Annotated in this window: 19 protein-coding genes, 1 tRNA gene and 2 other annotated features; of the genes, 19 read left to right on the top strand and 1 reads right to left on the bottom strand. The window is 33.0% G+C overall.

Annotated features, from left to right (window positions below; translation table 11 throughout):
- Positions 1 to 21 precede the first annotated feature (21 nt).
- Positions 22 to 432, bottom strand: a complete 411-nt coding sequence (locus tag ACI48Q_RS00095; protein ID WP_474917010.1) for a nucleoside triphosphate pyrophosphohydrolase family protein — start codon at positions 430 to 432, stop codon at positions 22 to 24.
- A 260-nt stretch (positions 433 to 692) separates the two neighbouring features.
- Between ACI48Q_RS00095 and ACI48Q_RS00100 the strand changes: the two genes are divergently transcribed.
- The 19 genes from ACI48Q_RS00100 (at position 693) to rpoC (ending at position 21,500) form a co-directional block, all read left to right on the top strand.
- A complete protein-coding gene (locus ACI48Q_RS00100; RefSeq protein ID WP_474917011.1) occupies positions 693 to 1,784 on the top strand; it encodes a PIN/TRAM domain-containing protein in 1,092 nt (363 codons plus the stop codon).
- 163 nt (positions 1,785 to 1,947) lie between these two features.
- Positions 1,948 to 2,119, top strand: a binding site (T-box leader).
- A gap of 65 nt (positions 2,120 to 2,184) precedes the next feature.
- Positions 2,185 to 3,897 carry a proline--tRNA ligase gene (locus ACI48Q_RS00105; RefSeq protein ID WP_474917012.1) on the top strand — a complete coding sequence of 571 codons (1,713 nt, stop codon included), beginning with the start codon at positions 2,185 to 2,187 and terminating at the stop codon, positions 3,895 to 3,897.
- Positions 3,898 to 4,060: 163 nt separating this feature from the next.
- Complete coding sequence (gene ilvA, locus ACI48Q_RS00110; RefSeq protein ID WP_474917013.1) at positions 4,061 to 5,272, top strand: threonine ammonia-lyase; 1,212 nt, start codon at positions 4,061 to 4,063, stop codon at positions 5,270 to 5,272.
- 183 nt (positions 5,273 to 5,455) lie between these two features.
- Entirely contained in the window at positions 5,456 to 5,866 is a 411-nt protein-coding gene (locus tag ACI48Q_RS00115) for a Mini-ribonuclease 3 (RefSeq protein WP_474917014.1), read from the top strand.
- A 1-nt stretch (position 5,867) separates the two neighbouring features.
- The gene (gene thyX / locus ACI48Q_RS00120) at positions 5,868 to 6,659 is read left to right on the top strand and encodes an FAD-dependent thymidylate synthase (RefSeq protein ID WP_474917015.1); all 792 of its coding nucleotides are present in this window, start codon (positions 5,868 to 5,870) and stop codon (positions 6,657 to 6,659) included.
- A gap of 16 nt (positions 6,660 to 6,675) precedes the next feature.
- Positions 6,676 to 7,605: a 23S rRNA (guanosine(2251)-2'-O)-methyltransferase RlmB gene (gene rlmB, locus ACI48Q_RS00125; RefSeq protein WP_474917016.1), complete on the top strand. Its 930-nt coding sequence runs from the start codon at positions 6,676 to 6,678 to the stop codon at positions 7,603 to 7,605.
- 18 nt (positions 7,606 to 7,623) lie between these two features.
- Positions 7,624 to 8,133 (top strand): NYN domain-containing protein, encoded by a 510-nt coding sequence (locus ACI48Q_RS00130; protein WP_474917017.1) that lies wholly within the window; start codon positions 7,624 to 7,626, stop codon positions 8,131 to 8,133.
- 70 nt (positions 8,134 to 8,203) lie between these two features.
- Positions 8,204 to 8,854 carry an RNA polymerase sporulation sigma factor SigH gene (sigH, locus tag ACI48Q_RS00135; RefSeq protein WP_474917018.1) on the top strand — a complete coding sequence of 217 codons (651 nt, stop codon included), beginning with the start codon at positions 8,204 to 8,206 and terminating at the stop codon, positions 8,852 to 8,854.
- A 57-nt stretch (positions 8,855 to 8,911) separates the two neighbouring features.
- Positions 8,912 to 8,987, top strand: a tRNA-Thr gene (locus ACI48Q_RS00140).
- 80 nt (positions 8,988 to 9,067) lie between these two features.
- The gene (gene tuf, locus ACI48Q_RS00145; RefSeq protein ID WP_474917019.1) at positions 9,068 to 10,261 is read left to right on the top strand and encodes an elongation factor Tu; all 1,194 of its coding nucleotides are present in this window, start codon (positions 9,068 to 9,070) and stop codon (positions 10,259 to 10,261) included.
- 264 nt (positions 10,262 to 10,525) lie between these two features.
- Positions 10,526 to 10,675 (top strand): 50S ribosomal protein L33, encoded by a 150-nt coding sequence (rpmG, locus tag ACI48Q_RS00150; RefSeq protein ID WP_021285011.1) that lies wholly within the window; start codon positions 10,526 to 10,528, stop codon positions 10,673 to 10,675.
- A gap of 40 nt (positions 10,676 to 10,715) precedes the next feature.
- Positions 10,716 to 10,940 (top strand): preprotein translocase subunit SecE, encoded by a 225-nt coding sequence (gene secE / locus ACI48Q_RS00155; RefSeq protein ID WP_474917020.1) that lies wholly within the window; start codon positions 10,716 to 10,718, stop codon positions 10,938 to 10,940.
- A gap of 46 nt (positions 10,941 to 10,986) precedes the next feature.
- Complete coding sequence (nusG, locus tag ACI48Q_RS00160) at positions 10,987 to 11,508, top strand: transcription termination/antitermination protein NusG (RefSeq protein ID WP_474917021.1); 522 nt, start codon at positions 10,987 to 10,989, stop codon at positions 11,506 to 11,508.
- 95 nt (positions 11,509 to 11,603) lie between these two features.
- A complete protein-coding gene (gene rplK, locus ACI48Q_RS00165; RefSeq protein ID WP_474917022.1) occupies positions 11,604 to 12,029 on the top strand; it encodes a 50S ribosomal protein L11 in 426 nt (141 codons plus the stop codon).
- Positions 12,030 to 12,093: 64 nt separating this feature from the next.
- Positions 12,094 to 12,783: a 50S ribosomal protein L1 gene (rplA, locus tag ACI48Q_RS00170; RefSeq protein ID WP_474918307.1), complete on the top strand. Its 690-nt coding sequence runs from the start codon at positions 12,094 to 12,096 to the stop codon at positions 12,781 to 12,783.
- Between the two features lie 33 nt (positions 12,784 to 12,816).
- Positions 12,817 to 12,942, top strand: a sequence feature (ribosomal protein L10 leader region).
- 30 nt (positions 12,943 to 12,972) lie between these two features.
- Positions 12,973 to 13,479, top strand: a complete 507-nt coding sequence (gene rplJ / locus ACI48Q_RS00175) for a 50S ribosomal protein L10 (RefSeq protein WP_474917023.1) — start codon at positions 12,973 to 12,975, stop codon at positions 13,477 to 13,479.
- 81 nt (positions 13,480 to 13,560) lie between these two features.
- A complete protein-coding gene (gene rplL / locus ACI48Q_RS00180) occupies positions 13,561 to 13,926 on the top strand; it encodes a 50S ribosomal protein L7/L12 (protein WP_474917024.1) in 366 nt (121 codons plus the stop codon).
- A 312-nt stretch (positions 13,927 to 14,238) separates the two neighbouring features.
- A complete protein-coding gene (gene rpoB / locus ACI48Q_RS00185) occupies positions 14,239 to 17,952 on the top strand; it encodes a DNA-directed RNA polymerase subunit beta (RefSeq protein ID WP_474917025.1) in 3,714 nt (1,237 codons plus the stop codon).
- A gap of 20 nt (positions 17,953 to 17,972) precedes the next feature.
- Positions 17,973 to 21,500, top strand: a complete 3,528-nt coding sequence (gene rpoC, locus ACI48Q_RS00190; RefSeq protein ID WP_474917026.1) for a DNA-directed RNA polymerase subunit beta' — start codon at positions 17,973 to 17,975, stop codon at positions 21,498 to 21,500.
- Positions 21,501 to 21,557 lie beyond the last annotated feature (57 nt).

The following is a 21,557-nucleotide window of genomic DNA, read 5'->3' on the forward strand; positions in this document are numbered from 1 at the left end:
AGTTTGTGCTATATTTTCATGCTATAGAAGGTTGCATTTTTCAAAGGTTTTAATATCTTTATATTCATTTAATAATATGTCATAAAGGTTTAAATCAAGTGTATTACAAAGAGAAGTAATATAAAATAGATGACTGCCGAGCTCTCTTTCAATAACTTTTCTGCAATTTGTGCAAAGCTCACCCTCTAAGTGATTAGCTAAACATTCATTTAAATTATCTAAATCTATATTATCTAAATCTATATTATTCCCAATATGTTGTTTTTCAGCATTGATTTTCACACAACCACAGTTAGTTACAGATTTTATTACAGCTCTACTTACCCTAGCTTGAGATTCTTGAAGCTTACTTAATATATCTAATATACTTTTATGCTTTAATAAACAAGTACTTACTGTATCTTGAAATTCATCAAAAATAAGGTCCTTCATAGTGTTCACTCCTTTTAAGTTATTTGGTAAAATACAAACCTGATGAATATATAATATATTAGTATTCTAAATATTAATAGGGGGTGATAAGATGAAGTAGTATAAATTTTAATTATTAATAGCAGGTCAATTTTTAATTAACAAACAATAAATTTATTGAAATACCGTTATTCATAAGATATAGTTAATAATATAGCATAGAATAGTGAAAATTTGTAAATAATTATGATAAACTTAAAAAATCTGTAGGAGGTGAGCAAATGTTAAGAAAGATATTGAGAGGACTATTTACGTTAGTAGGCGGAGTAATTGGGTATGTTTTTGCAGAATGGGTAATACAAAATAAATATTTATCTATGATAGGAGTAAATACATCTACTTTAACTACAATATCTTTTATTATATTTTCTATCTTATTATTTGGCTTTATATTTTATTTTATTTCTCCTTTTATAAATAATGGAATTATAAATACTATGGATTATCTTGAAAAAGCAGTTCAAAAAATTCCAGTGGTGGACATTGTGTTTGGAGTTATTGGAGCTTTAGTAGGTTTAATTATTTCTGTATTATTATCTAGTCTTATAAGAGCAGAGTCGATGATTTTAAATATAATAATTATAATAATAGCTGCTATTATCACAGTACTATTTGCAGACATATCTGTAAGAAAAAAAGATGAAATAATATCTATACTATCGGGATTTAAAAAAAATACCAGTGCTAAAGAGGGTAAGCATAAAAATTCATCAAAAGTTGGTCCTAAAGTATTAGATACATCAGTTATAATTGATGGTAGAATTTTTGATATATGTCAATCAGGATTCATAGAAAGTGCTTTGGTAATTCCAACTTTTGTATTAGATGAATTGAGACATATAGCAGACTCAAGTGATTCTCTAAAGAGAACAAAAGGTAGAAGAGGATTGGATATACTTAATAAAATTCAAAAAGAGTTAAGTATTAAGGTAGAAATATGGGAAGGTGACTTTAAAGATATAAAGGAAGTTGATATAAAGTTACTAAAATTAGCGCAAACATTAAATGGTAAAGTACTAACAAATGACTATAATTTAAATAAGGTAGCAGAGCTTCAAGGAGTGCCAGTGCTAAATATAAATGAACTAGCTAATGCTGTTAAACCAGTATTATTACCAGGTGAAGAAATGGAAGCTCAAATTGTAAAGGATGGAAAAGAAATTGGTCAAGGAGTGGCATACTTGGATGACGGAACTATGATAGTTGTAGAGGATGGAAGAAAATATGTAGGTGCAACCATAGCTATAATAGTTACATCAGTGCTTCAAACAGCAGCGGGAAGAATGATATTTGCAAAACCTAAAGAAGTATAAACAAGTAATTATAAAAAATAATATGTTAGTACTAATATATTATTTTGCACAAAGAAAGACCTATACTATATTATATAATATAGTATAGGTCTTTTATAAAAGTAGGAGAGCTGAAGGTTGACAAACTTTAGTGTTCTATGTATAATTTATTAAAACTATATAGAGATATGCTATGATGAAGAATAGTAGAAATTTATTTACAGAGAGAAAATCGTAAGCTGAAAGATTTTCACAAATTTTGAACCCGCTTTTGAGCAGTAGTTAACTACCGGTAAAATACCGTTATATAATTGAGTACAAATTTAGGTGGTACCGCGATAAAACTCGCCCTATGAATAGGGTGAGTTTATTTTTTTGCAAAATTAATAATTAATATATAAATATGTAGGAGGAAGAAAAAATGAGACTTTCAAATATGCTTATAAGCACATTAAGAGAGATTCCAGGAGAAGCTGAAATTAGTAGTCATCAGTTAATGCTTCGTGCGGGAATGATAAGAAAAGCAGCATCAGGGGTTTATACTTTTATGCCCAATGGAATTAGAGTATTAAGAAACATTGAAAATCTAGTTAGAGATGAAATGGATAAGGCTGGAGCTCAAGAATTTTTAGCATCTGCATTAATTCCAGGGGAACTTTGGAAGGAGTCTGGTAGATGGGATACTTTAGGACCAGAAATGTTTAGATTAAAAGACAGAAATGGTAGAGATTTTTGCTTAGGACCAACTCATGAAGAAGTATTCACAGATATTGCTAGAAGTGAAATTAGGTCATATAAACAATTGCCATTGAATCTTTATCAAATACAAACAAAATACAGAGATGAAAGAAGACCAAGATTTGGAGTTATGAGATCTAGAGAGTTTGTAATGAAGGATGCCTATAGTTTTGATAAAGATAATGATGGATTAGACATATCTTACCAGAAGATGTATAAGGCGTATAATAGTATATTTAGTAGATGTGAACTAGACTTTAGTGCAGTTGAAGCTGATTCAGGTGCAATGGGTGGTTCAGGGTCAGCAGAATTTATGGTTAAATCAGAAATTGGTGAAGATGAAATTGCATTTTGTACAGAGTGTAGCTATGCTGCTAATATGGAAAAAGCAATGGCTATTCCACAAGAGCAAGAAAAGGAAGAACTATTAGATGCAAGAGAAATTGAAACTCCTAATATTAGAACTATTGAAGATCTAGTTAATTTCTTTAACACTACTGAAAAGAAATTTGCTAAAACTCTTATTTATAAGGTTGACGAAAAAGTTGTTGGCGTAATGGTAAGGGGAGATAGAAGTGTCAATGAGATTAAAGTGATAAATGCATTAGGTGGAGCTATAGATTTTTCAATGGCGGATGAATTAGTAGTCAGAAGGGCAACCAATGCAGAGATTGGATTCGCCGGACCTATAGGAATCAAAGTAGACGTGCTATTGGTAGATAGTGAGGTTACTAAAATGTATAACTTTATTGTTGGAGCTAATCATACAGGGTATCATTACGAAAATGTAAATTATGGAAGAGATTTCAGTGGTATAGTAGGAGATTTCAGGAATGTAGTCTTAGGGGATATATGTCCAAAGTGTGATGGACCTTTTGATATTAGAAGAGGAGTTGAAGTGGGGCACATATTTAAGTTAGGAACAAAATATTCAGAATCTATGAAAGCTAACTTTCTAGATGAAAAAGGGGACGAAAAACCATTAGTAATGGGATGTTATGGGATAGGAATAAATAGGACTATGGCAGCTATAATTGAACAACATCATGATGAAAATGGAATAATATGGCCATTAGCAGTAGCACCATTTAAAGTAATAATAGCACCAGTATTTATAAAAAATGAGGAACAAATGGAAGTGGCAGAAAAGTTATATTCTGAATTAAAAGAGTTAGGAATAGACGTATTATTAGATGATAGAGATGATAGAGTTGGAGTTAAATTTAAGGATGCAGATCTTATAGGCATACCTATAAGAATAACTGTAGGCAAAAAAATATTAGAGAATAAAGTTGAATTTAAATTAAGGAAAGAAACTGAGATAGAAAATATAGCTATAGATGAAGTTATTGATAGAATTAAGAAAGAGTTTAAAATTAATAACATTAAAATTTAGTTTGGTGAAAGTAGAATGAGATATTTATTATAAAGATATGATATAGAGTTTGATTTTACCAAATTTAGTGTTAGAAGACTGTGTTAACTTTACTGTATTGGGGAATATTAAGTGTGATCAGAGAAATTGTTTTAATAGAAGAAATAAATAAGGAGAGATATAGATGATTACACTTAAGGATGTAAAAGAAGCACAAGGAAATTTAAAAGGTATTATAAGAAGAACACCATTATTTTATTCTTCTACTATTTCAAGACAGAGTGGGTGTGAAACTTATTTAAAGTATGAAAATAAACAAAAAACAGGATCTTTTAAATTACGAGGAGCTTATAACAAAATTTGTTCATTGTCAGAGCAAGAAAAAAAGAATGGTGTAATCGCTTCATCAGCTGGAAATCATGCGCAAGGAGTGGCATATGCAGCAACAGCTTTTGGAATTAAATCAATCATAGTTATGCCTATAACAGCTCCACTTACTAAGGTTCAAGCTACTAAGAATTATGGAGCGGAAGTTATACAGTATGGTGAAGTTTATGATGAATGTTATGATAGAGCTATTCAAGTTCAGAAGGAAACAGGAGCAACATTCGTTCACCCATTTAATGATGATAAGGTAATAGCAGGTCAAGGAACTATTGCATTAGAGATTCTCGACGATATACCAGACGTAGATGTAATAGTTGTTCCTATAGGTGGAGGTGGATTAATATCTGGCATAGCAATAGCTGCTAAAGAGATTAATCCCAACATAAAAATAATAGGAGTTCAAGCAGAAATAATTGCATCTAGTAAAATATCTCTTCTTAAGAATCGAATAACTACACTTCCAGGTGTAAAATCTTTGGCGGATGGAATATCAGTTAAAACTCCAGGAGAAGACACATTTAAATATATGAGAAAATATATAGATGATATTGTAACTGTAAGTGAAGATGAAATTGCGAGTGGTATATTCACATTAATTGAAAGAAACAAAATACTAGCTGAAGGAGCGGGAGCTGCTACTGTAGCAGCTCTTTTATCTGGAAAGATAAAAGAAGATGGTAAAAAGGTAGTAGCTGTTATCAGTGGAGGAAATATAGATATAGCTATGGTGTCTAAGATAATTGATAGAGGACTAGTAATGTTAAAGAGGAGAATAAATATATCAATAGAAATTCAAGATAAGGTTGGAGAATTAAGTTCCGTAATATCTGAGATAGTTAGATTGGGTGGTAATATATCTAAAACAAGACAAGATAAAACATGGAATTCAAAAGGACTAGATTTTACAAATGTAGCATTTGAAATAGAAACTCAATCTAAAGAACATGCAGACACTATATTGTTCTCACTGGAAAATAAGGGATATAAATTTATGTTGTTGGAGAAATAAAGATGTGTTATGTTTAAATTAATCTTAATTTCAAATTAGCATTATGTTTATAGATTAAAATTTTATTTAGATGACAGTGATCTAAATAAGAGTTATCATTAATTTAATGATAACTCTTATTTACATATTATGATTTTAATCGGTATAATAAGATGTAAAATATAATTCAACGAGGAGAAATTTATGGAATTTCAATTACTTAAGGGGAGATTTACTGAAGAGGAAGCTAAATTTTTAAATCCTCTTGTGCTAGCATTAATAGGAGATGCAGTTTATGAAGTTTTTATAAGAACTTATATAGTTAGTGAAAATAAAACGATGAATGTTCATAAAATACATATAAAAACAGTATCACATGTAAAAGCTAAAGCTCAAAGCAACTATATGAAACATATCTTAGAATATTTAAATGAAGAAGAGATGGCGATATTTAAGAGAGGTAGGAATACTAAATCTAATGCACCTAAAAATGCAGATATAGGTGAATATAGATGGGCGACAGGATTTGAGGCACTAATAGGATACTTATACATATTAAACAAAGAAGAAAGATTAGATTATTTATTAAATGAAATTATTAAGGTAGGTGTTTAGAGTGAAAGTAAAATTATTAGAACATACTCCAGATCCAGAGAAAGTAGTGGCTGCAGCAGCAAAACTGTGTTATAGTTCTGTGGGAATAGATGAAATAGGTGAAAGCTTAACTGAGGAGAAGACAACTAACTTTATAAATATGTTAGCTAGTTATGGACATTATTCGCCTATGGAACATGTAAGTTTTACATTTGCCATAGAAGGAGTTTCAAGAAGTTTAACACATCAATTAGTAAGACATAGAGTTGCGTCATATTCTCAACAAAGCCAAAGATATGTAAAATTAGATGCTTTTCAATACATAATTCCTCCAGCTATAGAAAAAGATGAGGAATGCAAAAGAATATTTATAGAAGCCATGAAAAGAGATCAAGAGGATTATGACAGAATAACTGAATTGCTAAAGGAATCAATATTTAGTAAATTAGTTACAGAAGTGAAAAAAAATAGACAATGTGAAGAGATTAATGAAAAGGAGTTAAAAAAACTTAAAGCTACTGCTGAGAAAAGAGCCATAGAGGATGCAAGATATATATTTCCCAATGCATGTGAAACAAAAATTATAGCTACAATGAATGTTAGAGAACTTATACATTTCTTTAATCATAGATGTTGCGATAGAGCACAGTGGGAAATAAGAGATTTAGCTCTTAAAATGCTTAAGGAAGTAAAAGTAGTAGCACCTAATTTGTTTAAGGGCGCAGGACCAAGCTGTGTTAAAGGTGCTTGTCCAGAAGGCTCCATGACTTGTGGGAAAATAATTGAAATTAGAAAGAAATACAGTAATATATAAGTAGGAGAGATATTTTATGAAAGAGAAATTTAGAGGCAAAAGTGAAAGAATAGTTTCCAAAAGAAGTACTTCAACAGAAGCAAGAAGAGGTGGAGCGGAATTCAGAAGAAAAACATCAGAGACTAAAAAAGATGTAGCAGAATCTAGGAGAAACACATCAGAAATAAAAAAAGATGCAGCGGTGAAAGAAATTAAAAAAATTGATGTAGTAAGAGAAGATATAATAGAGGGAAGAAACGCTGTAATTGAGGCGCTAAAATCTGATAGAACTATAGAGCAGATTTTTGTGGCTAAAGGTGACACTAAAGGATCTATAAATGTAGTATTTGGATTAGCAAAAGAAAAAGGGATTGTAGTTAAGCAGGTAGAGAGAGCTAAGCTAGATGCAATGAGTGAATTAGGAAACCATCAAGGCGTAATAGCTATGGTTACACCGTATAAATATTATCAGGTTTCAGATATTTTTGAATATGCCCAATCTAAAAATGAAGAACCATTTATTTTAATATTAGATGAAATAGAAGATCCTCATAATCTAGGTTCAATAATTAGAACGGCAGAAGTGTGTGGAGTTCATGGAATAATAATACCTAAAAGAAAGAATGTTGGTATAACTCCAACTGTATATAAAACATCTGTAGGGGCAACAGAATATATTAAAATTGCAAAAGTAACTAACATAAATGCTACAATTGAAGAGTTAAAAGAACAAGGTGTTTGGGTGTATGGGGCAGATATGGTAGGAGATAAATATTGCTACGAAGCTAATCTTAAGGGGTCGATAGCATTAGTAGTAGGTAGCGAAGGTAAAGGAATTTCTAAACTGACTAAAGAAAAGTGTGATGTACTAATAAAGATACCGATGGTTGGAAAGGTAAACTCTTTAAATGCATCTGTAGCTTGTGGAATAGTTACATACGAAATTATGAAACAAAGAATATTATAGTTTAGGCTGGAATTATACTTGAAACATATATTTGTAGATGGTTATAATGTTATAAATAGCTGGCCCTCTCTAAGAGGTATAAAAGATTATAGCTATGAGGGTGCTAGAAGCAAACTTATAGATTTGCTTTTGAACTATTCAGCATATAAAGGGTGTAAAATAATATTAGTCTTTGATGCACATAGAGTTAAAGGAAGTTTGGAAAAAAAAGAGAGGATGGGAAATCTAACTGTTGTATTTACAAAGGTAGATGAAACCGCTGATAGCTATATAGAGAGGGTTGTTAATGGTATTGGGAGGAAATCGGAAGTGTATGTAGTTACATCTGATTCTCTTGAGCAACAGTTGGTATTCCAGCGTGGAGCTATAAGGGTATCCTCAATAGAGTTTTATCACTTGGTTACAGAAGAGAATAATAAAATATCAAAAAGCTACGAAAAAAAGTATTCCGAAAAAAGAAACTTGTTAGAGGAGTTTTTAGATAAAGAGAGTGTGGAAAAACTTGACAAAATAAGAAAAGGTAAGTGATATTCCTTGACTGGATAAAAAAAGGTAATATATAATTTATATTGAGTTCACATACATTTGGAGGGGATATATGGTGGGAAAGAATGCAATTAATGATGAATTCAATTCTCAATTTGAGGGGAAGACGGATGAAGAGATTGTTATACAGGCGAGAAATGGGAATGGTAGAGCCTTAGAATATCTTCTTAACAAATATCAAAATTTTGTTAAATCCAAGGCAAAGTCTTATTTTTTAATTGGAGCTGATAAGGAAGATATATATCAAGAGGGAATGATTGGATTATTTAAATCAATAAGAGATTTTAAGGATGATAAATTAGCATCCTTTAAAGTTTTTGCAGAACTATGTATAACTAGGCAGATAATAACTGCAGTAAAAACTGCAACAAGACAAAAACATATTCCACTTAACACATATGTATCCCTTAATAAGCCTATCTATGATGAGGAATCTGATAGAACACTATTAGATATAATATCTGGTATAAAAGTTTCAGATCCAGAGGAACTTATCATAGGTAGAGAAGAATTATCAAATATTGAAAATAAGATACAAGAAGTGTTGTCAGATTTAGAAATGAAAGTTTTATCATCTTATTTAGATGGTAAATCTTATCAAGAGATAGCATGTGATTTAGATAGGCAGGCAAAATCTATAGATAATGCATTGCAGAGGGTTAAAAGAAAACTTGAGAAATGTCTAGAACAGGATAAAGATTAATATTGACAATAAAGAGTAATAATAGTATACTCAATAATTGATAGAGTGTTAATAAATGCTCATATAGCTCAGTAGGTAGAGCGTCACCTTGGTAAGGTGGAGGTCACCGGTTCAATCCCGGTTATGAGCTCCAATTTTACACAACACACGTGGATAAGTTTACTTTAAAAAGTTAAATAAATCAAGAAAACTACACAAGGAGGAAATAAGAAAATGGCAAAGAGTAAATTTGAAAGAAATAAACCGCACGTTAATATTGGAACAATAGGACACGTAGACCACGGTAAGACAACATTAACAGCTGCAATCACAAGTGTATTAGCAAACAGAGGATTTGCTGAGGCATTCAAATATGACGAAATAGATAAAGCACCAGAAGAGAAAGAAAGAGGAATCACAATCAACACATCACACGTTGAGTATCAAACAGAAACAAGACATTATGCACACGTTGATTGTCCAGGACACGCTGACTATGTTAAAAACATGATAACAGGAGCAGCACAAATGGATGGAGCTATACTAGTAGTTAGTGCAGCAGATGGTCCAATGCCTCAAACAAGAGAGCACATCCTACTAGCATCAAGAGTAGGAGTACAATATATAGTTGTATTCTTAAACAAAGCAGATATGGTAGATGATCCAGAATTATTAGAATTAGTAGAAATGGAAATCAGAGAGCTATTAAGCGAATATGACTTCCCAGGTGATGATATTCCAATAATCACAGGATCAGCATTAAAAGCATTAGAAAATCCAACAGACGAAGAGTCAATAAAATGTATCCTAGAATTAATGGAATCAGTAGATAACTATATCCCAACTCCAGAGAGAGCAACAGATAAGCCATTCCTAATGCCAGTAGAGGATGTATTCACAATCACTGGAAGAGGAACAGTTGCAACAGGAAGAGTTGAAACTGGAATACTTAAAGTTGGAGAAGAAATTGAAATCGTAGGATTAAGCGAAGAGAAAAGAAAAACAGTTTGTACAGGCGTAGAAATGTTCAGAAAGTTACTTGATGAAGCAAGAGCTGGAGATAACATCGGAGCATTACTAAGAGGAGTACAAAGAACAGACATACAAAGAGGTCAAGTTTTAGCAAAAACTGGATCAGTGCAACCACACGTTAAGTTTGTAGGTCAAGTATATGTACTTAAAAAAGAAGAGGGTGGAAGACATACACCATTCTTTGATGGATACAGACCACAGTTCTACTTCAGAACAACAGACGTAACAGGATCAATCAAATTACCAGATGGAATGGAAATGGTAATGCCAGGAGACCACATTGACATGAACGTAGAATTAATCACTCAAATCGCAATGGATGAGGGATTAAGATTCGCAATCAGAGAAGGTGGAAGAACAGTAGGTTCAGGAGTTGTTACTTCTATAATAAAATAATACAGTAAGCTGTTATTAATGAATAGTGGGACTGGGTTTCTAAGCCTAGTCCTTTTAAAAGGTATAAAATTCCTTGAAAAAGTAAACAATTAATAATGAGTTATTATATATGAATTTATTAACAATTGACACAACACATAAGTTGTGATAAATTATTTAAGTAACAAAATTCATTTATGGCTTGATTTTAAAATAAATCAATTGACTTTTAGATAATTGTGGAAAATAAATTTAATTAAAACACAAAGCTAGGAGGTGTAGATTGTGAGAGTTAAAATAACTTTAGCATGTACTGAGTGTAAACAAAGAAACTACAATACAATGAAAAATAAAAAGAACAATCCAGACAGAATTGAGATGCAAAAATATTGTAAATTCTGCCACAAACATACACTTCATAAAGAGACAAAATAGTTCTTCAATAATTTTGATTATTTTGGGGATGTGAAAAAAGATGGCTGAAAAAGTTGATGTTAAAGTAAATAAAACCAAAAAGCGTTTAAAGATAGCGCAAATTTTTATCGACTTAAAAGCAGAATTTAAAAGAGTAACATGGCCTTCAAAACAAGAGCTGAAGAAAGCTAGTGCGGCAGTTATTAGCTTTTGTCTTATTTATGTAATTTTTGTAGGTTTGTTAGATGCTGGTTTTAAGAACCTCTTTGATTTGATTTTTAAATAATTTAAAAAGGAGGTAGGGGGTCTGATTATTAATCACCCCTGAAGCTATGGCAGAAAAAGCTAAATGGTATGTAGTGCATACTTACTCAGGATATGAAAACAAGGTTAAAGCTAATCTTGAAAAGGCTATAGAAAATAGAAACCTAGAAGAATATGTTCATGATATTCAGGTTCCTATGGAAGAACAAATAGAGATAAAAGATGGCAAGGAAAAAGTAACCTATAGAAAAGTGTTCCCTGGATATGTAATGGTAAAAATGGTTATGACAGATGACTCATGGTATATCGTTAGAAATACTAGGGGTGTTACAGGATTTGTTGGTCCAGGATCTAAACCAGTACCATTAACAGATGAAGAAATTGAAAATATGGGAATCGTTGAAAAACAAATCGAAGTAGATTTTGAAATTGGAGAGCACGTTAAAGTTGTGTCTGGTCCATTTGAAGATTTCGAAGTATCGATTACTGAAATTTGTGTTGAAAAACACAAAATTAAAGGTTTAGTTAACATGTTTGGCAGAGAAACCTCTGTTGAACTTGATTTTAATCAAATACAAAAACAAGATTAGAACTTAATAAGAGTAGATTTTACTAAATATATTCTTATTTAAGTGGGAGGATTGAAAAATCCGCATTTACCACATTACTAGGAGGTGTAAAACTCATGGCTAAGAAAATAACAGGAATGATAAAACTTCAACTTCCTGCGGGAAAAGCAACACCAGCACCACCAGTTGGACCTGCATTAGGACAACACGGTGTTAACATTATGGGATTCTGTAAGGAGTTTAATGCAAAAACTGCAGATCAAGCAGGTATGATAATACCAGTTGTAATAACTGTATACCAAGATAGATCTTTCAGTTTCATACTAAAAACTCCACCAGCAGCAGTATTGCTAAAGAAAGCGGCTGGAATCGAAAGCGGTTCAGGAGTTCCAAACAGAACTAAAGTTGCTAAAGTATCAATGGCTAAAGTAAAAGAAATAGCTGAATTAAAGATGCCAGATTTAAATGCTGCATCAGTAGAAACTGCTATGAGCATGATAGCTGGAACAGCTAGAAGTATGGGTATAGTAGTTGAAGAGTAATTTATAAATTCGGTGGGAGGTAATAACCGTTAATACCACAAAGGAGGATTGCAAAATGGGCAAAATGGGAAAGAATTACATAGAGAGTGCAAAGTTAATTGATAGAAACGCTCTATATACACCATCAGAAGCTATGGAGCTTACATTAAAAACATCAAAGGCTAAATTTGATGAGACGATAGAAGTTCACGTAAGACTTGGTGTTGACCCAAGACATGCAGATCAACAAGTTAGAGGAGCAGTAGTACTTCCTCACGGAACTGGTAAAACAGTTAGAGTTTTAGTTTTTGCTAAAGGCGATAAAGCTAAGGAAGCAGAAGCTGCTGGAGCTGACTATGTAGGAGCAGAAGAACTAGTAGATAAAATTCAAAAGGAAAACTGGTTCGAGTTTGACGTAGTAGTTGCTACACCAGATATGATGGGAGTAGTGGGAAGACTAGGTAGAGTATTAGGACCAAAAGGATTAATGCCAAACCCAAAATCAGGAACAGTTACATTTGATGTTGCTAAAGCATTAGCTGATATCAAAGCTGGTAAAGTTGAATATAGAGTAGATAAAACTGCTATAGTTCACGTTGGAGTAGGTAAAAAATCATTTGGAACTGAGAAGTTAATGGATAACTTCCACACTTTAATGGAAGCAGTTGTTAAAGCTAAACCGTCTGCTGCAAAAGGACAATACATTAAATCAGTTACTGTAGCATCAACTATGGGACCTGGAGTAAAAATCAATCCAACGAAAGTTCTTGATTAGTATTGACTTATTGCATTAAATGTGTTAGTATATAAGAGTTGAATATATGTTCCGTAGACAGTAGGTGCGTTAAGCGTAACTTTATACCTACCGAGGATACTAATAAATAGATTTTATTGGTCTCTTCGTGTTTGCGGGGAGACCTTAATTTTTAATAAACAGTGAAAACTGTGAGGAGGTGGACACACAGTGCAAAGCAAAAATAGATCATTAAAGGAAGCAAAAGTTGCTGAAATAAGAGAAAAATTAGAGAAAGCTCAAGGAGTAATTCTTAGTGAATACCAAGGATTAACTGTTGAAAAAGATACAGAATTGAGAAAGAAACTAAGAGAAGCTGGTGTTGAGTATAAAGTTTATAAAAACACTTTAGTTGTATTAGCTGCTAAGGAACTTGGAATAGAGGGATTAGACCAATATCTTCAAGGACCGGTTTCAATAGCTTTTGGATATGAAGATCCAACTGCTCCAGCAAGAATTTTAAATGATTTTGCTAAAGCAAATAAAAAACTACAATTAAAAGCTGGATTAGTTCAAGGTGAATTATTTGATGGAAATAAGGTTCAAGAACTTGCATCAATACCACCAAGAGAAGTACTTATTGCAAAACTACTTGGAAGCTTCAAAGCTCCACTTTCAAACTTAGCATATTTATTAAATGCTATAGCTGAGAAAAAAGGTGCAGAGGTTGCTGAGTAATAATAATCTGACAATTTGTTAGATACAATCATAAATATAGAGTAAATTAATAAGATAAAAAATTCGGAGGTGCATTTTAAAATGACAAGAGAAGATATTATTCAAGCTATAAAAGATATGAGCGTTTTAGAATTAAATGAATTAGTTAAGGCTTGCGAAGAGGAGTTCGGAGTAAGCGCGGCTGCACCAGTTGCAGTAGCAGGAGCAGCTGCACCAGGAGCTGCAGCTGAAGAAAAAACTGAGTTTGATGTTGTTTTAGCTAGTGCTGGAGCAAACAAAATAAAAGTTATAAAAGTTGTTAGAGAAATAACAGGATTAGGATTAAAAGAAGCTAAAGATATAGTTGATGGAGCTCCTAAAACATTAAAAGAAGCTGTAAGCAAAGAAGATGCTGAAGCTATGAAAGCTAAACTTGAAGAAGTAGGCGCTGGAATAGAAATAAAATAGTAATTAAAATAATGGAGTACTTGCATCAAGTGCTCCATTTTTATAAGGATGGATTTGTAATAATATTTTATTATTTTAATTGACAAGCGACAAGTGTAATGATATCATATTTTAATGCGAATAAATAAATTAAATCAACAATTGTTTTCTTTATAGCAAATAATTTCATTTTGTAATTTAATTTTACAGATTGAATATATTTATGTTATTGTGGGAATAATTGTATGATGAGTCATTGTAAGTCCGAAATACAGTTTTTAGAGAAAATGTGTGTTTTGGGTTATTTTAGTTTATACAAGGGGTGAAAATTGAATGGTACATCCTGTAAAAATTGGTAAAAGAACAAGAATGAGTTTTTCAAAAGTAAAAGAATCAGCTGAAATGCCTAATTTAATTGAAGTACAATTAGATTCATATGATTGGTTTTTAGCAGAAGGCTTACAGGAGGTATTTGAAGACATTAATCCAATTCAAGATTATACTGGAAACTTATCACTTGAGTTTGTTGGTTATAAGCTGGATATGGATAATATCAAATACACTGTAGAGCAATGTAAAGAAAGAGACACTACTTATGCAGCACCATTAAAAGTTAAAGTAAGATTACAAAATAATGAAACTGGAGAAATTAAAGAGCAAGAAGTGTTTATGGGAGATTTCCCGTTAATGACTGAACAAGGTACATTTGTTATAAATGGAGCAGAGAGAGTTATAGTTAGTCAGTTAGTTAGATCTCCAGGAGTATATTATAACTATACCATTGATAAAACTGGTAAAAGTCTATTCTCAGCAACTGTTATTCCAAACAGAGGAGCATGGTTAGAGTATGAAACAGACTCTAATGATATAATTTATGTGAGAATAGATAAAACAAGAAAACTTCCAATAAGTGTATTACTTAGAGCGATGATGAATTATGGAAGCGATGCTGAAATAATTGAGTTTTTTGGTGAAGAGGAAAGGCTTAAAGCTACACTTGAAAAAGATAACACCAAAGAAAAAAATGATGCTTTATTGGAAATATATAAAAGATTAAGACCGGGTGAGCCACCAACTGTGGATAGTGCTATTTCCCTAATAGAATCACTATTTTTTGATGCTAAGAGGTATGATCTATCTAGAGTTGGAAGATATAAGTTTAATAGAAAGCTTGCCATTGGATCAAGAATTGCTGGCAATACGGCAGCAGAAAATATAGTTAATCCTGTTACTGGGGAAATTTTAGTTGAAAAAGGCAAGAAGATAAATAGAGATATTGCTATACAAATTCAGGATTTAGGTATAAATTCTGTAGATATTCAGGTAGATGACAGAATTATAAGAGCAGTTGGAAATAACTTTGTTAATATAGCTAAACATGTGAATTTTGATATTTCTAGCTTAAATATTAAAGAATATGTACATTATCCTACATTAAAAGGAATTTTAGATACTTATAGTGATGAGGATACGATAAAAGAACAAATAAAACTAAATATTAATAAACTTATTCCAAAGCACATAGTTAGAGATGATATATATGCTACAGTTAGCTACCAGTTAGGATTAGCTTATGGAATAGGTCATGTGGACGATATAGACCATTTAGGAAACCGAAGATTAAGATCTGTAGGAGAACTTTTACAAAATCAATTTAGAATTGGTTTATCAAGAATGGAGAGAGTTGTTAAAGAAAGAATGACAATTCAAGACCAAGAAATAATTACTCCTCAGGCCTTAATTAATATAAGACCAGTAGTAGCTTCTATTAAAGAGTTTTTTGGAAGTTCACAGCTTTCACAGTTCATGGATCAAACTAATCCATTATCTGAACTTACTCACAAGAGAAGATTATCTGCATTAGGACCAGGAGGATTATCAAGAGAGAGAGCAGGATTTGAGGTTAGAGACGTTCACCACTCTCACTACGGAAGAATGTGCCCGATAGAGACTCCAGAGGGACCTAACATAGGACTTATTAACTCACTTGCTGCATATGCAAAGGTTAATGAATATGGATTTATGGAAACGCCATATCGTGTTGTGGATAAGGCTACGGGACTAGTAACAAATGACATAATATATATGACAGCAGATGAAGAGGATAACTATTTGGTAGCTCAAGCAAATGAACCATTAGGTGAAGATGACAAATTTGTCAATAAAAAGGTTACTGTTAGAGTTAGACAGGATACAATAGTTGTTCCCCGTGAAGATGTAGATTTAATGGATGTATCTCCAAGGCAAATAGTATCTGTAGCAACAGCTATGATACCATTCTTAGAGAATGATGACGCATCACGTGCACTGATGGGATCAAACATGCAACGACAAGCAGTGCCTCTACTTAAGGCTCAAGCTCCTGTTGTTGGTACAGGTATTGAATATAAGGCAGCTGTAGATTCAGGAGTGCTTCCAAAGGCTAAAAATGCTGGGACTGTTGTATATGTAAGTGCTAATGAAATCAGAGTAAAGAGAGACGAAGATGGTGGAATTGACACTTATAATTTATTAAAGTTCAAGAGATCTAACCAAGGAACATGTATAAACCAAAGGCCTATAGTAGATAAGGGCGAAAAGATTAGTGCAGGAACAGTATTAGCGGATGGACCATCAACTGACTTAGGAGAAATTGCACTAGGTAAAAATATAAGAATTGGTTTTATAACTTGGGAAGGATATAACTATGAGGATGCTATGTTAGTGTCTGAAGAGTTAGTCAAAGATGATATATTTACATCTGTTCATATAGAAGAGTATGAAGCAGAAGCTAGAGACACAAAACTAGGACCAGAAGAAATAACTAGAGACATTCCAAATGTTGGTGAAGATGCATTAAAAGATATTGATGAACGTGGAATAATAAGAATAGGAGCAGAAGTAAGATCAGGAGATATCTTAGTTGGTAAGGTGACACCTAAAGGAGAAACTGAACTTACAGCTGAAGAAAGACTTTTAAGAGCTATATTTGGAGAAAAAGCTCGTGAAGTTAGAGACACATCTCTTAGAGTTCCTCATGGTGAGGCAGGTATTATTGTAGATGTAAAAGTATTTACAAAAGAAAATGCTGATGAGCTTCCACCAGGCGTAAATCAATTAGTAAGATGTTATATAGCACAAAAGAGAAAGATATCTGTTGGAGATAAAATGGCAGGAAGACACGGTAATAAAGGGGTTATCTCTAGAGTATTACCAGAAGAAGATATGCCATTCTTACCAGATGGAAGACCACTTCAAATATGTCTAAATCCACTAGGAGTTCCTTCACGTATGAATATCGGTCAGGTACTTGAGGTTCATCTTGGATGGGCAGCTAGTGAATTAGGATGGCATATAGCTACGCCTGTATTTGATGGTGCTCTTGATGTTGAGATTGAAGCGTGCTTAGAAAAGGCAGGATATAATAGAGACGGAAAAACTATGCTATATGATGGAAGAACAGGGGAACCTTTTGACAATAGAGTTACAGTTGGTTACATGTATATTTTAAAGCTTCATCACTTAGTTGATGATAAGATACACGCAAGATCTACAGGTCCGTACTCATTAGTAACTCAGCAACCACTTGGTGGTAAAGCTCAGTTTGGAGGACAGAGATTTGGAGAGATGGAGGTTTGGGCGTTAGAAGCATACGGTTCAGCTCATACACTTCAAGAAATACTTACAGTTAAGTCTGACGATGTAGTAGGAAGAGTTAAGACTTATGAAGCTATTGTTAAAGGTGAAAATATACCAGAGCCAGGTGTGCCAGAATCATTTAAGGTTCTTGTTAAAGAACTTCAAGCACTATGCTTAGATGTTAAGTTGCTAGATGAATCTTATAAAGAGATAAAACTTAGAGATACAATAGAAGAAGAGTTAGAAGAATTAGAAGTTAATATAGAAGGTAGTGAGGAGATTGTTCCACAGCAACCTGAAACAGAATATATAGAACAATTAGACTTAGAAGAAACAGAATCTGAAGAAGAAGAAATTGATTATGACAATATAAAGTTAGAAGACTTTAATGATGATTTAGTTCTAGATGATTTTAATGATGAACACTAAAAGTGAAGGGAGGATTACCCTTGTTTGAATTAAACAATTTTGATGCAATGCAAATAGGGCTAGCATCTCCAGAACAGATCAGAGAATGGTCAAGAGGAGAAGTTAAAAAGCCTGAGACTATAAACTATAGAACTTTAAAACCAGAGAGAGATGGATTATTCTGTGAAAGAATCTTTGGACCAATGAAAGATTGGGAATGTCACTGTGGTAAATATAAGAGAGTTAGATATAAAGGTATAGTTTGTGACCGATGTGGAGTTGAGGTTACAAAATCTAAAGTTAGACGTGAAAGAATGGGGCATATAGAACTTGCGGCTCCAGTATCCCACATTTGGTACTTTAAAGGTATTCCATCACGTATGGGATTAATACTTGATATGTCTCCAAGATCTTTAGAGAAAATATTATACTTTGCTTCTTATGTGGTATTAGATCCTAAAGATACTCCATTAGATAAAAAGCAAATATTATCAGAAAAAGATTTTAGAGAAGCAATAGATAAGTATGGATATAATGCATTTGATGCAGGTATGGGAGCTGAATCTGTAAAAAGATTATTACAGGATTTGGATTTAGAAGGACTTTCTGCAGAACTAAAAGAGGATTTAAAAACAAGCACAGGACAGAAGAGAATAAGAACAATAAGAAGACTTGATGTAGTTGAATCTTTTAGAAAGTCGCAAAATAAACCTGAGTGGATGATAATTGATGTGATACCAGTTATTCCACCAGATTTAAGACCAATGGTTCAGTTAGATGGAGGAAGGTTTGCTACTTCAGATTTAAATGACTTATACAGAAGAGTTATAAATAGGAATAACAGACTTAAAAAGTTATTAGATTTACAAGCGCCTGACATTATTGTCAGAAATGAAAAGAGAATGCTTCAGGAAGCTGTAGATGCTCTTATTGATAATGGTAGAAGAGGAAGACCAGTAACAGGTCCAGGAAATAGACCATTAAAATCACTTTCAGATATGCTTAAAGGTAAACAGGGTAGATTTAGACAGAACTTACTTGGAAAGCGTGTTGACTACTCAGGACGTTCAGTTATCGTAGTAGGACCAGAGTTGAAAATGTATCAATGTGGACTTCCGAAAGAGATGGCACTTGAGCTATTCAAACCATTTGTAATGAAGAAACTTGCTGATGCAGGGCTTGCACATAATGTTAAGAGTGCTAAGAGAATGGTAGAACGAGTTCAACCACAGGTATGGGATGTTTTAGAGGAAGTTATTCAAGATCATCCAGTATTGCTTAACCGTGCTCCAACTCTACACAGACTTGGAATTCAAGCATTCCAACCAGTGCTTGTTGAAGGAAGGGCTATAAAATTACATCCTCTTGTTTGTACTGCTTACAATGCTGACTTTGATGGAGATCAGATGGCGGTACACGTACCATTATCTGTAGAAGCACAAGCAGAAGCTAGATTCCTAATGTTAGCCGCTCATAACATAATGAAACCATCAGATGGTAAACCAGTTTGTGTACCTACACAGGATATGGTATTAGGATCCTACTACTTAACTTTGGATAAAGAGGGTGCTAATGGAGAGGGAAGAATGTTCTCTTCACCTGACGAAGTATTAATGGCATATGCAGTTAAAGACATAGATATCCATGCAATAATAAAAGTTAAGATGTCTAAGATTGTAAATGGTGAAAAGAGAACTGGCATCATAGAAACTACTCCAGGAAAGCTTATATTTAATGAATCTATTCCTCAGGACTTAGGATTCGTAGATCGAAGCCTACCAGAAAATGAGTTTAAATTAGAGATAGATTTCTTAGTTAGCAAGAAAAATTTAGGTAATATTATAGATAAATGTTATCTAAAATATGGTGCAACAGAAACATCAAAAATGCTTGATAACATAAAAGCTAAAGGGTATCATTACTCTACTATAGGAGCTATAACGGTTGCTATTGCAGATATGGAAGTTCCACCAGAGAAAAAAGAACTTCTTGCAGAGGCTGACGCTACAGTAGATAAAATTGAAAAGATGTATAGAAGAGGATTTATATCTGATGATGAGAGATATGAAAGAGTTATAGAGAAGTGGACTAAAACTACAGAAGATATAGCTAATGCACTTATGAAGAGCTTAGATAAGTTTAATCCAATAAATATGATGGCGGATTCTGGGGCCAGAGGGTCTAAGAGCCAGATAAAACAACTTGCAGGTATGAGAGGTCTTATGGCCGCTCCATCTGGTAAAATTATAGAATTACCTATTAAAGCATCCTTCAGAGAAGGCCTAGACGTATTACAGTATTTCATATCTACTCATGGAGCTAGAAAAGGAAATGCTGATACTGCTCTTAAAACCGCAGACTCAGGGTATCTTACAAGAAGACTTGTTGATGTTAGTCAAGATGTAATAGTAAGACACGAGGATTGTGGTACTAAAGAAGGCTTTGAAGTAAGTGAAATAAAAGAGAGTAGTGAAATAATTGAGCCATTAAGTGAAAGACTTACTGGAAGATATAGTGCTCAAGATATTATAGATCCAACTACGGGTGAACTATTAGCTCATAAGGATCAGTATATGGATGTAAAACTAGCAGATAAAATCGAAAAATCTGGAGTTAAAAAAGTTAAAATACGCTCAGTATTTACATGTAACTCTAAGATAGGGGTTTGTGCTAAGTGTTATGGAATGAATATGGCAACATCTGAGAAAATAAATATAGGTGAAGCTGTAGGAATTATAGCAGCTCAATCTATCGGAGAACCTGGAACACAACTTACAATGAGAACATTCCACACGGGTGGAGTTGCTGGATCAGATATAACTCAAGGTCTTCCAAGGGTTGAAGAGCTTTTTGAAGCTAGAAAACCAAAAGGTCTTGCAATAGTAAGTGATAGCGCTGGTACAGCACGAATAGAAGAAACTAAGAAAAAGAGAACTGTTGTAGTGTCTAGTGATTCAGGAGAAGAGTTTAGTTATGATATACCATTTGGATCTAGAGTTAAAGTTACAGATGGAGAAGTAATTGGAGCTGGAGATGAAATTACGGAAGGTTCAGTTAACCCACATGACATAATAAGAATTAAAGGGGTTAATGGAGTTAAAAACTATCTTCTATCAGAAGTTCAAAAAGTTTATAGACTTCAAGGTGTTGACATTAATGATAAACATTTAGAGGTTGTAGTTAGACAAATGACAAGAAAAGTTAAAATAGAAGAGACCGGAGACACTGATTTATTACCAGGAACCTTAATTGATATATTTGATTTTGAGGAAGCTAATGAGAAAGTTTTAGCAGAGGGTGGAGCACCAGCTGAAGGGAAAATATCATTACTAGGTATTACTAAAGCAGCCCTTGCTACAGATTCATTCTTATCTGCTGCTTCATTCCAAGAAACTACTAGAGTTCTTACAGATGCAGCAATTAAAGGGAAAATAGATCCTCTAGTTGGATTAAAAGAGAATGTTATCATAGGTAAACTCATACCAGCAGGAACAGGTATGACAAGATATAGAACAATAAAAATATCTACTGAAGATAAACCGCAAGAAGAAGTGGAAATTGAAGCTTAGTGGAAATTATATTATATTGACACTATTGATATTAAGTGATAAAATACAGAATGTGTG

The sequence above is a fragment of the Clostridium sp. LXY-7 genome, assembly GCF_056172015.1.

Coding starts and splice junctions, on each gene's coding strand:
- rplA (WP_474918307.1), top strand. CDS start 12,094: ATGGGAAAGAATTACATAGAGAGTGCAAAGTTAATTGATAGAAACGCT.
- nusG (WP_474917021.1), top strand. CDS start 10,987: ATGGCAGAAAAAGCTAAATGGTATGTAGTGCATACTTACTCAGGATAT.
- rplL (WP_474917024.1), top strand. CDS start 13,561: ATGACAAGAGAAGATATTATTCAAGCTATAAAAGATATGAGCGTTTTA.
- ACI48Q_RS00105 (WP_474917012.1), top strand. CDS start 2,185: ATGAGACTTTCAAATATGCTTATAAGCACATTAAGAGAGATTCCAGGA.
- secE (WP_474917020.1), top strand. CDS start 10,716: ATGGCTGAAAAAGTTGATGTTAAAGTAAATAAAACCAAAAAGCGTTTA.
- ACI48Q_RS00115 (WP_474917014.1), top strand. CDS start 5,456: ATGGAATTTCAATTACTTAAGGGGAGATTTACTGAAGAGGAAGCTAAA.
- ACI48Q_RS00100 (WP_474917011.1), top strand. CDS start 693: ATGTTAAGAAAGATATTGAGAGGACTATTTACGTTAGTAGGCGGAGTA.
- tuf (WP_474917019.1), top strand. CDS start 9,068: ATGGCAAAGAGTAAATTTGAAAGAAATAAACCGCACGTTAATATTGGA.
- ACI48Q_RS00095 (WP_474917010.1), bottom strand. CDS start 432: ATGAAGGACCTTATTTTTGATGAATTTCAAGATACAGTAAGTACTTGT.
- rplK (WP_474917022.1), top strand. CDS start 11,604: ATGGCTAAGAAAATAACAGGAATGATAAAACTTCAACTTCCTGCGGGA.
- rpoB (WP_474917025.1), top strand. CDS start 14,239: ATGGTACATCCTGTAAAAATTGGTAAAAGAACAAGAATGAGTTTTTCA.
- sigH (WP_474917018.1), top strand. CDS start 8,204: ATGGTGGGAAAGAATGCAATTAATGATGAATTCAATTCTCAATTTGAG.
- ilvA (WP_474917013.1), top strand. CDS start 4,061: ATGATTACACTTAAGGATGTAAAAGAAGCACAAGGAAATTTAAAAGGT.
- rlmB (WP_474917016.1), top strand. CDS start 6,676: ATGAAAGAGAAATTTAGAGGCAAAAGTGAAAGAATAGTTTCCAAAAGA.